Source organism: Streptomyces odontotermitis, from assembly GCF_050510915.1.
Lineage (GTDB): Bacteria > Actinomycetota > Actinomycetes > Streptomycetales > Streptomycetaceae > Streptomyces.
In genome coordinates, this window is record NZ_JBNJLS010000016.1 from 98071 (window position 1) to 110581 (window position 12511).

10 protein-coding genes are annotated in these 12511 nt (G+C 70.5%); 4 read left to right on the forward strand and 6 right to left on the reverse strand.

Annotated elements, in window-relative coordinates; translation table 11 throughout:
- Positions 1-6: 6 nt before the first annotated feature.
- From pta to pyk, 3 genes are all read left to right on the forward strand, one after another.
- Positions 7-2097 carry a phosphate acetyltransferase gene (gene pta / locus ACQB60_RS32840; RefSeq protein ID WP_496929759.1) on the forward strand — a complete coding sequence of 697 codons (2091 nt, stop codon included), beginning with the start codon at positions 7-9 and terminating at the stop codon, positions 2095-2097.
- A complete protein-coding gene (locus tag ACQB60_RS32845) occupies positions 2094-3362 on the forward strand; it encodes an acetate kinase (RefSeq protein ID WP_496929760.1) in 1269 nt (422 codons plus the stop codon). The genes pta and ACQB60_RS32845 overlap by 4 nt, the downstream gene beginning before the upstream one ends.
- Before the next feature lie 74 nt (positions 3363-3436).
- Complete coding sequence (pyk, locus tag ACQB60_RS32850) at positions 3437-4867, forward strand: pyruvate kinase (RefSeq protein WP_384844922.1); 1431 nt, start codon at positions 3437-3439, stop codon at positions 4865-4867.
- 120 nt (positions 4868-4987) lie between these two features.
- On the opposite strand, the gene ACQB60_RS32855 is transcribed toward pyk, so the two are convergent.
- From ACQB60_RS32855 to ACQB60_RS32870, 4 genes are all read right to left on the reverse strand, one after another.
- A complete protein-coding gene (locus tag ACQB60_RS32855) occupies positions 4988-6364 on the reverse strand; it encodes a hypothetical protein (protein ID WP_496929761.1) in 1377 nt (458 codons plus the stop codon).
- Positions 6354-6920, reverse strand: a complete 567-nt coding sequence (locus ACQB60_RS32860; RefSeq protein WP_496929762.1) for a DUF6114 domain-containing protein — start codon at positions 6918-6920, stop codon at positions 6354-6356. The genes ACQB60_RS32855 and ACQB60_RS32860 overlap by 11 nt, the downstream gene beginning before the upstream one ends.
- Before the next feature lie 135 nt (positions 6921-7055).
- Complete coding sequence (locus ACQB60_RS32865) at positions 7056-7673, reverse strand: DUF6230 family protein (RefSeq protein WP_496929763.1); 618 nt, start codon at positions 7671-7673, stop codon at positions 7056-7058.
- Between the two features lie 719 nt (positions 7674-8392).
- A complete protein-coding gene (locus tag ACQB60_RS32870; protein WP_496929764.1) occupies positions 8393-9364 on the reverse strand; it encodes a tetratricopeptide repeat protein in 972 nt (323 codons plus the stop codon).
- A 249-nt stretch (positions 9365-9613) separates the two neighbouring features.
- On the opposite strand from ACQB60_RS32870, the gene ACQB60_RS32875 reads away from it, so the two are divergent.
- Positions 9614-10267: a TetR/AcrR family transcriptional regulator gene (locus ACQB60_RS32875; RefSeq protein ID WP_496929765.1), complete on the forward strand. Its 654-nt coding sequence runs from the start codon at positions 9614-9616 to the stop codon at positions 10265-10267.
- On the opposite strand, the gene ACQB60_RS32880 is transcribed toward ACQB60_RS32875, so the two are convergent.
- The gene (locus ACQB60_RS32880) at positions 10255-11262 is read right to left on the reverse strand and encodes an SDR family NAD(P)-dependent oxidoreductase (RefSeq protein WP_496929766.1); all 1008 of its coding nucleotides are present in this window, start codon (positions 11260-11262) and stop codon (positions 10255-10257) included. The two genes, ACQB60_RS32875 and ACQB60_RS32880, sit on opposite strands and share 13 nt — an antisense overlap.
- Positions 11259-12425: a UDP-N-acetylglucosamine--N-acetylmuramyl-(pentapeptide) pyrophosphoryl-undecaprenol N-acetylglucosamine transferase gene (locus ACQB60_RS32885; protein WP_496929767.1), complete on the reverse strand. Its 1167-nt coding sequence runs from the start codon at positions 12423-12425 to the stop codon at positions 11259-11261. Before ACQB60_RS32885 ends, ACQB60_RS32880 begins: the two co-directional genes overlap by 4 nt.
- Between the last annotated feature and the right edge of the window lie 86 nt (positions 12426-12511).

Below are 12511 nucleotides of genomic sequence, written 5' to 3' on the forward strand. Positions count from 1 at the left end.
GCACGCGTGACGCGCAGCGTGTACGTGACCGGGATCGACCGGGGCGACGGCCGCCAGGTCATCGAGCTGGGAGTCATGGAGCTCCTGACCCGTCAGGTAGACCGGGTCGGCGTCTTCCGGCCGCTGGTCCACGACGGCCCCGACCGCCTCTTCGACCTGCTGCGCGCCCGCTACCGGCTCGCCCAGGACGCGGCGTCGGTGTACGGCATGGACTACCACGAGGCTTCCGCGCTCCAGGCCGAGCAGGGCACCGACGAGCTGGTCTCGCGGCTCGTCGACCGGTTCCACCAGGTGGCCAGGGAGTACGAGGTGGTCCTCGTCCTCGGCACCGACTTCGCCGACACCCAGCTCCCCGACGAGCTGGCCCTCAACGCCCGCCTCGCCAATGAGTTCGGCGCCGCCGTGCTCCCGGTCGTGGGCGGCAAGGACCAGCCCGCCGAGTCGGTGCGCGCCGAGACCCGCAACGCCTACCGGGCGTACGAGAGCCTGGGCTGCGACGTCCTCGCGATGGTCACCAACCGGGTGGCGCCCGAGGACCGGGACGACATCCACGAGCGGCTCGCGGCCCGGCTCCCGGTGCCCTGCTACGTGCTGCCGGACGAGCCCGCGCTCGCCGCCCCGACGGTCTCCCAGATCACCCACGCCCTCGGCGGCGAGGTCCTGCTCGGCGACGAGGCGGGGCTCGCCCGCGACGCCCTGGACTTCGTCTTCGGCGGCGCCATGCTGCCCAACTTCCTCAATGCCCTGACGCCGGGGTGTCTCGTGGTCACCCCCGGCGACCGTGCCGACCTCGTCGTGGGCTCGCTCGCCGCGCACAGCGCCGGCACCCCGCCCATCGCGGGCGTCCTGCTCACTCTGAACGAGCGGCCGAGCCAGGAGATCCTCACCCTCGCCGCCCGCCTCGCGCCCGGCACCCCGGTGATATCGGTGTCCGGCAACAGCTTCCCCACCGCGGCCGAACTCTTCGCCCTGGAAGGGAAGTTGAACGCCGCGACGCCGCGCAAGGCGGAGACCGCGCTCGGCCTCTTCGAGCGGTACGTGGACACCGCCGGCCTCATGGGCCGCGTCTCGGCGCCCAGCACCGACCGCCTCACGCCGATGATGTTCGAGCACAAGCTCCTGGAGCAGGCCCGCGCCGACCGGCGCCGCGTCGTCCTGCCGGAGGGCACCGAGGAGCGCGTGCTGCGCGCCGCCGACGTGCTGCTGCGCCGCGGCGTCTGCGACCTGACGCTGCTCGGCCCCGAGGAGACCATCCGCAAGAAGGCCGCGGACCTCGGCATCGACCTGGCCGAGAGCCAGCTGATCGACCCGCAGACCTCCCCCCTGCGGGACCGTTTCGCCACCAAGTACGCACAGCTGCGCGCCCACAAGGGCGTGACCGTGGAGCTCGCGTACGACGTGGTCGCGGACGTGAACTACTTCGGCACCCTGATGGTCCAGGAGGGCCTGGCCGACGGCATGGTCTCGGGCTCCGTCCACTCGACGGCCGCGACCATCCGGCCCGCCTTCGAGATCATCAAGACCAAGCCGGACGCCTCGATCGTGTCGTCCGTCTTCTTCATGTGCCTGGCCGACAAGGTCCTCGTCTACGGCGACTGCGCGGTCAACCCGGACCCGAACGCGGAGCAGCTCTCGGACATCGCCGTCCAGTCGGCCGCGACGGCCGGGCAGTTCGGCGTGGAGCCGCGCATCGCGATGCTCTCCTACTCGACGGGCACGTCGGGTTCGGGCGCCGACGTGGACAAGGTGCGCGAGGCCACCGAGAAGGTGCGCGCCTCCCGCCCGGACCTGAAGATCGAGGGCCCGATCCAGTACGACGCCGCCGTGGAGCCGTCCGTCGCGGCCACCAAGCTGCCGGACTCGGAGGTCGCGGGCCAGGCCAGCGTGCTGATTTTCCCGGACCTCAACACCGGCAACAACACTTACAAGGCCGTGCAGCGCTCGGCCGGCGCGATCGCCGTCGGTCCGGTGCTGCAGGGCCTGCGCAAGCCGGTCAACGACCTGTCCCGCGGCGCCCTCGTCCAGGACATCGTCAATACGGTGGCCATCACGGCCATCCAGTCCCAGACCCCCACCGAAAAGGCTGCCCAGCAGTGACTGCCCACCCGTCTCCCGCCACCGCCCTGCCTGACGAGCTGCGCTCGGCACCTTCTGCTTCGCGCGTTCTCGTTCTCAACTCCGGCTCCTCGTCGCTGAAGTACCAGCTGCTCGACATGAGCGACGGCGCCCGTCTCGCCGTGGGCCTGGTCGAGCGCATCGGTGAGGAGAACTCCCGCCTCAAGCACGAGCCGCTCACCGGCGGCGGCGAGCTGCGTGAGGAGTTCGGGCCGATCGCCGACCACGACGCCGCCCTGAAGGCCGTCGCCGCCGAGCTCAGCAAGGACAAGCTCGGCCTGGACTCCCCCGAGCTGGCCGCGATCGGCCACCGCGTGGTGCACGGCGGCCAGACCTTCACCCAGCCGACCGTCATCGACGACGAGGTGCTCGCGGAGATCGAGCGCCTCATCCCGGTCGCCCCGCTGCACAACCCGGCCAACCTGACCGGCATCCGCACCGCCCAGGCGCTGCGCCCCGACCTGCCGCAGGTGGCCGTCTTCGACACCGCGTTCCACACGACGATGCCGGAGTCCGCGGCCCGCTACGCGATCGACGTGAAGACGGCCGACGAGCACCGCATCCGCCGCTACGGCTTCCACGGCACCTCGCACGCGTACGTCTCCCGCAAGACCGCCGAGCTGCTCGGCAAGCCCGCGGAAGAGGTCAACGTGATCGTGCTGCACCTGGGCAACGGCGCCTCGGCGTCGGCGGTGCGGGGAGGTGTCTGCGTGGACACCTCGATGGGGCTCACGCCGCTGGAGGGTCTCGTCATGGGCACCCGCTCGGGCGACCTGGACCCGGCGGTGATCTTCCACCTGATGCGTGTCGGCGGCATGTCGGCCGACGAGATCGACAGCCTGCTCAACAAGAAGAGCGGCCTGATCGGCCTCTGCGGCGACAACGACATGCGGGAGATCCGCCGCCGCGTGGACGAGGGCGACCAGGAGGCACAGCTCGCCTTCGACATCTACATCCACCGCCTGAAGAAGTACATCGGCGCCTACTCCGCGGTGCTCGGCCGGGTGGACGCCATCGCCTTCACGGCGGGTGTGGGCGAGAACGCGGCGCCGGTGCGCGAGGCCGCCGTCGCGGGCCTGGAGGAGCTGGGCCTCGCGGTCGACGGTGAGCTCAATTCCGTACGTTCCGACGAACCCCGCCTCGTCTCGCCGGAGTACGCGCGGGTCGCCGTGGCCGTGGTGCCCACCGACGAGGAGCTGGAGATCGCCACGCAGACCTACGCCCTGGTCCGAACTCCCCACGCCTGAGCGCCCGTCCGCCCATTTGTAGATTCCACCAGACGGAATATTCCGTAGCGAAACAAACCGATAGGATCGCCTCCATGCGCCGTTCCAAAATCGTCTGCACGCTGGGCCCCGCCGTCGACTCCGAAGAGCAGCTCGTCTCGCTGATCGAGGCCGGCATGAACGTGGCCCGCTTCAACTTCAGCCACGGCACTCACGCCGAGCACCAGGGGCGCTACGACCGCGTCCGTGCGGCCGCCGAGAAGACGGGCCGCGCCGTGGGCGTGCTCGCCGACCTCCAGGGCCCCAAGATCCGCCTCGAGACCTTCGCCGAGGGCCCCGTCGAGCTGGTGCGCGGTGACGAGTTCACCATCACCACCGAGGACGTGCCCGGCGACAAGTCGATCTGCGGCACCACCTACAAGGGCCTGCCCGGCGACGTCCAGAAGGGCGACCCGGTCCTCATCAACGACGGCAACGTCGAGCTGAAGGTCACCGAGGTCGACGGCCCCCGGGTCAGGACGATCGTCATCGAGGGCGGCGTCATCTCGGACCACAAGGGCATCAACCTGCCCGGCGCGGCCGTGAACGTGCCCGCGCTCTCCGAGAAGGACATCGAGGACCTCCGCTTCGCCCTGAAGATGGGCTGCGACATGGTCGCCCTGTCCTTCGTGCGCGACGCCAACGACGTCAAGGACGTCCACAAGGTGATGGACGAGGAGGGCCGCCGGGTCCCCGTCATCGCCAAGGTGGAGAAGCCGCAGGCCGTCGCCAACATGGCGGACGTCGTCGCGGCGTTCGACGCGATCATGGTGGCCCGTGGCGACCTGGCCGTCGAGTACCCGCTCGAGAAGGTCCCGATGGTGCAGAAGCGCCTCGTGGAGATGTGCCGCCGCAACGCCAAGCCGGTGATCGTCGCGACCCAGATGATGGAGTCGATGATCACCAACTCCCGCCCCACGCGCGCCGAGGCGTCCGACGTCGCCAACGCGATCCTGGACGGCGCGGACGCGGTCATGCTGTCGGCCGAGTCCTCCGTGGGCGCCTACCCGATCGAGACCGTCAAGACGATGTCGAAGATCGTCAAGGCGGCCGAGGAGGAGCTGCTCTCCAAGGGTCTGCAGCCGCTGGTGCCGGGCAAGAAGCCGCGCACACAGGGTGGTTCGGTGGCCCGCGCCGCCTGCGAGATCGCCGACTTCCTCGACGGCCAGGCCCTGGTCGCCTTCACCAAGTCCGGTGACACGGCCCGCCGGCTGTCCCGCTACCGCGCGACCCAGCCGATCCTGGCCTTCACCACCGACGCGGGCACCCGCAACCAGCTCGCCCTGAGCTGGGGCGTCGAGTCCTTCGTGGTCCCGCATGTCGACAACACCGACGCGATGGTCGAGCTGGTGGACGCGGAGCTGCTCAAGCTCCAGCGCTACCACGAGGGCGACACCATGGTCATCACCGCCGGCTCGCCCCCCGGCGTCCCCGGCACCACCAACATGGTCCGGGTGCACCACCTGGGCGGCGGCGAGCGCGACTGATCCCGGCCGCGTGAGCCTCGTACACCTCGTACGACACTGAGGGCGCCCCCTGGAGAAGGGGGCGCCCTCAGTGCTTTCGCGGCTCCCGGAAGCGTTACGGGATGTGCCCGCCGTCGGGGCCTACTCGGCTCCCCCGTCGGTGAGCGACTGGTGCAGTCCGGGCACCGTGAGGTTGCCGTCGAACTGCGCCGCCTGCTTGACCTTCACGTCCGTGAAGTAGATCAGCGGGATGTTGATGGGCGGCGGGTGCTCGGGGTCGAAGGTGATCGGGATGAGCCCGAAGAGCTTGCCCGAGATCGACTCCGTCAGCATCGTCGTCGGCGCGCCCCGCATCGTGGACGTGGAGCCCTTGGCGGCGTAGAGGTGGAACTTCTTGCCGCCGGGGCCCTCGGTGGTCTGGTGCAGATCGCCGATGTCGACGCCGTTGCTGATGACGTACTTGAGGGCCTGCTTCTTCTTGCCTCCGGCCGTCGTCAGGTTCACGACGCCCTGGTAGTCGGCGCCCTTGAGGAGCAGGGAGCTGGCCTCCAGGTCCCAGGACGCGTCCGGGATCGGGGCGGGCGTCTTCTCGTCGTCGCCGTCGACCTTCTTCTCGACGACGCACGGGAACGGCTTCTTGCCGTTCTCGTCCGGCGCCATCGGGTCCTTGGCCTCGGCGCCCGGGGCCTCGTCCTTGGCCTTGTCCGCGGCCTTGCCGACCTCGTCCTCGGCCTTGTCCGCGGTCTCCTTGGCCTTGTCCGTGGTGTCCTCGACGCCGTCCTTGACCCCGTCCTTGACCCCGTCCTTGACCTTGTCGACGGTGTCTTCGACCGGCTTGGTGACCTTCTCGGCCGTGTCCTTCGCCGTGTCCTCGGGCTTCTTGGACTCCTCCGAGGCCGAGGGGGTCGGCTCGGGGTCCTCGGACTTCTTGTCGTCCGGGGTGAAGAAGTCCTTGATGGCGTCGCCGACACCCAGCGGGTCCAAGGGGTTCTTGGTCTCGGTGGGCGTGGGGGTGGGCTCGGCCTTGTCGCCGTCCGCGGCGTCGTCCTTGCCGGAGGACTTCGAGGGCGAGGGGGTGGGCTCCGCCTTGTCGCCGTCCTCGGCCTCGTCCTTGCCCGCCTTGTCGCCCGCGGAGGGCTCCGGGGTGGGCTCGGCCTTGTCCTTGGCGTCGTCGGCCTTCTTCTTGGCCTCCTCGGCCGCCTTGTCCTTGGCGTCCTTGGCGGCCTCTTCCTTCTTCTTGTCGGCCTCGGCGTCCTTCTCGGCGTCCTTGTCGGGAGCCGTGACGCAGGGGCCGTCCTGGAAGGGGTTCTTCGGCACGCCGGGCTTCGCGGAGGCGAGCGTCGGCGTCAGGCCCATTCCCATGAGGACTGCGCTGGGCATGGCGGCGATGGCTATCGCCTTGCCCGCGGGAATGTGCAGCCGGGTGATCAGCGGCTTCTTGGGAGCCGCGTGCCGCGGCCCGGTTCTCGCACGGGACTCCTCCACGGAGTCCTCGTGGTGCACCTCGTCAGCCGGCACGGTGCCTCCCGTTCGTCCCGTTCGTCGGGCTCGTTCCTGACAGATCGTCGGTCGCACCACCCGCCCCGTTCACGGCCCCCGCGGCCGCGGGTTCCGCGGCCGAGTCGTCCGAGCCGTCGGTGTCCCCGTCGGTCCGTCCCTTCGCGGGTTCGCCGGCTGCCTTAGCGGGTGCCCAGGAGACGCCGAGGGCGCCGCCGATCAGCGCGAGCAGGAAGCCCATGACGAAGCCGCCGAAGTTGGAGACCACGAGGGAGACCAGGGCGAGCAGGATCGCCGCCACACCCGCGAACACCCGGGAGTGCGGCTGGAACCACATGGTCAGGCCGAGCACGACCAGGAGCACGCCGATGATCAGGGACCCGGCGCCGGCGGTGGTCGCCATCCGGATCGTCATCGTGCCGAGCGTCAGGTTCGCGTACGGGAAGTACATGATCGGGATGCCGCCGAGCAAGGTCAGCAGACCACCCCAGAACGGGCGCTGACCGCGCCACCCTCGGAACGATCGGCGCATCCGGCCGAGCTTGATGCCAAGGCCCGCTTGCGCTTCGGCGCTCATGTCGTACAGCTCCTCGGGGAATGGCGTTTGGTTCTGTGTGTCGGATTCGGGCACGGGGACGGCTCCGCAAGGTTCCGTCGCGGCCCCCGCGCCCGGCCGTTCAGCGCATCGAGCACGCCTGAGACATCAACTGCCTCAGTAGCACTCGTGCTTGCCCTTCTTGACCGACATACCCAGGCCAGAGAGCTTGAAGGTGCCGGCCGTGGTGGCCCACGCACGCTGCTTGACGTCCTCGAAGTGAACCGATTCGGCCTGCTGCGCGAACGAGTCGGGGGCGTACTTGTCGCCCTTCGACGGGCCCGGACCCTTGGTCGTCTGGTCGACCGAGACGCCGATGTCGACCTTGTTGAAGGTCGCGTTGGCCTTCAGGTCGTCGGCGTCGATGTAGAGCTTCTTGGCCTCTACCCTCGGGCCACCCTTGCCACCGGCCTTGAGGGTCATCGACACATCGCCGAAGACCGGGACCGGAACGACCACGGACTGGCAGAGGTTGGTGATCTCCGCCGTCTCCATGCCGACGACGGCAACCGGGTGGTTGCCCGACTTCCCGCTGTCGAGGGCTCCGTACTGGACGAACCCCTTGCCGTCGAGCGAGTCAGCCGTCACCTTGAACTGCTGACCGGACACACTGAACGATGCCGCGAGCGCACCCTGTGACAGGGCCACGCCTATCGCGGCAGTCGCCGCGACGCTCGGCACCATGACTACGGCGAACCGCTTCCATCTGGTTCCGCCACGAGCCACGGACTCCATGACTTTCCTCCTTCTCGGACGTACATCTCCGGCCCTGGCTGCTCCCGTTCGGGCGGCTCAGCCGGGCAGGGATGGGAGAAGTGCTACGTCCTCGGGAAGGAGAGCGCCCGCGTCGGAGGCGCGCAACTGCGCCCTTATCACCGGCGATCACCCCCGAGCGACAACCACTGGTCGCGCCTGACGCGTATCACGCACAACCTGCCGGACAGGCCCTGCCGGTCGGCAGAGACCCCCCTGTCCACGGCCGGCGCCACTGCCGCCGGCCCACTCGGTGGGGACCCAGAATCCCCGCACCCCGACCGGCTGTCGGGCTGCGGGTCAATTGGACCGAGCGTCAGCGATCGTGGTGCATTCTCGGCGCCCGCACAAGGGGGTTCGTTACTCGCTAGTAACGGCTGGATAACCGAAGCGCGACCGCCCGGCATCGGCCCGCAACAGACGGTGGCAGCAAGGGGTGTCGCGAAAGGGGAGAATGAGGTTGAGAAGCGGACAGATCACTGCCGTCCTCTTACTCCAAGTAACAGCGGCCGCGTTTACCAAGATTTGGTAAAGCGCGGCCACTGTGGCTGCTTGTCGACAGACTTTTCACGCGGGCATCACAGGCACCCGCGTTTAGTGACTGGTCAGCGAACAGGTCCGAAAAGACACTAGAGAACGGCGCAGAACAGACGTACCGCCGTCACCGGTCCCGGGCCCTGGCACCGGCCTCGACGCGAGCCCTAGAAGAGCGCCCGCGCGAGCCGCTGCCGCGCGGTGATCACCCGCGGGTCGTCCGGGCCGACCACTTCGAAGAGTTCGAGCAGGCGCACCCGCGCGGCGTTGCGGTCGTCGCCCGCCGTCCGCTGCACCGTCTCGACGAGCCGCCCGAAGGCGTCCTCGACGTGGCCGCCCACCAGGTCCAGGTCGGCCGCGGTGATCTGCGCCGCCACGTCGGCGGGCTTCTCGGCGGCGTCCTTGCGCACCTGCTGCGGGTCCAGTCCCTGCACGCGCTGGAGCAGCTCGGCCTGGGCCAGGCCCAGTTCGGCCTCCGTGTTGCCGGGGTCGTCGGCCAGCACATTCTTGTACGCCTGCACGGCACCCGGCAGGTCGCCCGCGTCCAGGGCCTGCACGGCGGCCTCGAGCAGCGCGTCGTAGGGGCCCGCGGGCTCCTCGGCGGGCTGCTGGTCCTCGCCCTGGGCGTCCGCGTCGACCGTCAGTCCGGTGAGGCCGAAGCGCTGCTCACCGACCTGGATCAGCTGGTCCAGGGTCTGCTGGATCTGCTCGAGCGGGGCCGCGCCCTGGAAGAGCGGCAGCGCCTGCCCCGCCACCACCGCGAAGACCGCCGGGATGCCCTGGATCCCGAACTGCTGCATCAGCATCTGGTTGGCGTCGACGTCGACCTTGGCGAGCACGAAGCGGCCGTTGTACTCGTGCGCGAGCCGCTCCAGGATCGGGCTCAGCTGCTTGCAGGGCTCGCACCACTCGGCCCAGAAGTCGATGACGACGGGCACCTGGGTGGACAGCTGCAGGACATCGCGCTCGAAACCCGCCTCGTCGACGTCGATGACGAGGCTCGCGGGCGTGACGGCGCCGCCCCCGCCCTGCCGGGCCGTTTCGGCGCGCGCCTGCTCCGCCTTCGCCTTGGCCTCCTGGGCCGCCTTCACCGCGGCGAGGTCGACGACTCCGCTCATGGACATGTTCCGTGGCTGCATGAGTACATCCTCCCCCAAGCGGTGCCGGTCCCATGACGGTAAGGCCCCAAGGAGGCCGATGGTTGGCGCCGGGTCCCCACCTGGCGCCGAGGTATGTGGCTGTGTGGTTGTCGCGAGGTGTTTTCGCTACGGGTCGTAGCGTAACTGGATCATGGGCGCCCGGGTACGGCGCCTCGGGTGATCTGCCTCACTGATCCGGCCCGACTTCCCTTCTCCGATTCCTCCGTACTGGCCGGTATGGTCGCGGCCATGCAAAGCCGCACTCCCCCGTCGCCCGCCCCCGCCCCCCGCGGCGGGCGCCCCCGCAACGCCGCGACGGACGCCGCCATCCTGGAGGCGACCCGGCAGGCCCTCGTGGAGCTGGGCTGGACGAAGCTGACGCTCGGGGACGTGGCCACCCGCGCCAAGGTCGCCAAGACCACGCTGTACCGGCGCTGGGCGGGCAAGAGCGAACTCGTGGTGGACGCGGTCGCGGAGCTCTTCGACGAGCTGGAGCTCCCCGACCGGGGCAGCCTCGCGGCCGACATCGAGGGCGTGGTGCTCCAGTTCGCGGCGCTGCTCGGGCGCCCCGAGACCAAGACGGCCCTGATGGCGGTGGTCGCCGAGTCCACGACGGACGGCCCGCTGCGCGAGCGGATCCGCACGTCCATCGTGGAGCGGCAGAAGCGGCTGGTCCTGGAGGGCCGCGAGCGCGCCCAGGCCCGCGGCGAACTCCCCGTGGAGTCCGACCCCGAGACGGCGGGCCGCACCGCGGACCTCATCTTCGACGTGACGGCGGGCGCGGTGGTGCACCGGGCGCTGGTCAGCGCGGAACCGGTGGACGTGGAGTGGGCCCACCGGTTCACGGCACTGCTGTTGGGCGGGCTGCAGGGGGCCTGGGCGGGAGAGGCTCAGACCTGGTAGCGGTCGGCCGCGAACAGGTGGAGGTTCTCGGCGACCCACGCCGAGGTCAGCTTCAGCCCCTCCCGCAGGGAGACCTCGGGCGCCCAGCCCGAAAGCTCCCGCGCCCGCGAGTTGTCGGAGAGCAGCCTCTCCACCTCACTGCCCGAAGGGCGAAGCCGCGCCGGGTCCACCACGACCTCCGCGTCCCGGCCGCTCGCGGCGATCAGCTCGCGCGCCAGGTCGCCGATCGAGATCTCCTGCCCCACACCGAGGTTGACCACCTGGCCCAGGGTCCGCTCGGCCTCGGCCATCGCGAGGAAGCCGCGCGCGGTGTCCGTGACATAGGTGAAGTCGCGGGTCGGCGAGAGCGAGCCCAGCTTGATCTCCCGTGCCCCGGCGTGCAGTTGGGCCAGGATCGTGGGGATCACCGCGCGCGCCGACTGCCGCGGCCCGTACGTGTTGAAGGGCCGCACGACCGTGACGGGCAGCTCGAAGGCGTGCCAGTGCGAGAGCGCCATCATGTCCGCGCCGATCTTCGACGCGGAGTACGGGGACTGCGGCTGCAGCGGGTGGCTCTCGCTGATCGGGGCGGTGAGCGCCGTGCCGTACACCTCGCTCGTGGACGTGTGGACCATGCGCCGCACCGCGTGGCGGCGGCACGCCTCGGCGACGTTCTCGGTGCCGACGACGTTCGTCTGCACGTAGGCGCCCGGGGAGTCGTACGAGTACGGGATGCCGATGAGCGCGGCGAGGTGGAAGACGGTGTCGCACCCGGCGACGGCGTCCATCACACGGCCCGCGTCCCGCACGTCGCCCGCGATCATCTCGACCCGCGGGTCGTCGAAGAGGTGCGCGAGGTGGCCCTTCTCCGCGTACGGCTTGTAGTGCGCGAAGGCGCGGACCTTGGCGCCGCGCTCCAGGAGGAGGTCGACGAGCGTGGAGCCGATGAAGCCCTCCGCTCCGGTGACGAGGACGGTGCGGTCGTGCCAGGTGAAGGGCTGGGCGGAGGTGTTCATGCGTACTCCAGGGTGTTCACGTGGTCGCTGTGGTGGGTGAGTCGGAGGACCCGCTCGGCGAGCAGGTCGGCGGCGCGGGCGTGCGGGCCGGGGTCGGCGGCGCCGTCCATGGCCTTCAGCCGCGCCGGGTCGGCGAGCAGCGGGCCGAGCAGGGACTCCAGGCGCTCGGCGGTCGTCTCGGCGTCGGGCAGCAGCAGGCCCGCGCCCGCGTCGGTGAGGACCCGGGCGTTGTGGGTCTGGTGGTCGCCGGGGGCGTGCGGATAGGGCACGAGGAGGGCGGGCACGCCGGTCGCGGCCAGCTCGGCGACGGTGGCGGAGCCCGCGCGGCACACCACGAGGTCGGCGGCCGCGTAGGCGAGGTCCATGCGGTCGAGGTAGGGCACGGCCCGGGCCACGGAGTCCCCGCCCCCGTACGCCAGTTGCTGCCGTACCGGGTCGAGGGCGGCGGGTCCGGTCTTGATGAGGAACCGGACGTCGGTGCGCGCCTGCCAGCGCTCGGCGAGGCCGACGGATGCCTCGTTGAGCCGGGCGGCGCCGAGGCTGCCGCCGTTGACGAGGATCAGCCGGGCCCCCTCGGGCACGCCGAGCTCGCGGCGGGCGGCGGCGCGCAGCGCGGGGCGGTCGAGGCGGGCCAGGGCGTCGGCGATGGGCATGCCGGTGGTGACGGCGCCGTCGCCGCCCGGCAGGTGCGCGCGGCTGCGGTCGAAGGCGACGGCGATGTTCGGGGTGAGCCGGGCGGTGAACCGGTTGGCCCGTCCCGGGACCGCGTTCGACTCGTGGATCATGCTCGGCAGGCCCGCCATCCGGGCGCCGACGATCACGGGGGCGCTCGGGTAGCCGCCCATGCCGACGGCGGCCTGGGCGCCCTGCTCGCGCAGGATGGAGCGGACCTGCGCGCCGGACTTCAGGAGGGCGGCCGGGAGCAGGAAGCGCTTGGCGCCGAGCGAGGGATCGAAGGGGATCATGTCGACGGTGTGCAGCCGGTAGCCGGCGTCCGGGATGAGCCGGGTCTCCAGGCCGCGCTGGGTCCCGACGAAGGAGACGACGGCGCCGGGCACGGCGCGGCGCAGCGCGTCGGCGAGGGCGAGGCCCGGGTAGATGTGCCCACCGGTGCCACCCGCGCCGATGACGACGGACAGACGTGAAGGTGTTGGCGTTCGCATGGCACCGGAGCTTCACGCCCCGCCCTAAGAGGGTTTTAAGAGCCGCATTTGGCACCTTTGGTTCATGAGGTTCACGAGGTTCATGA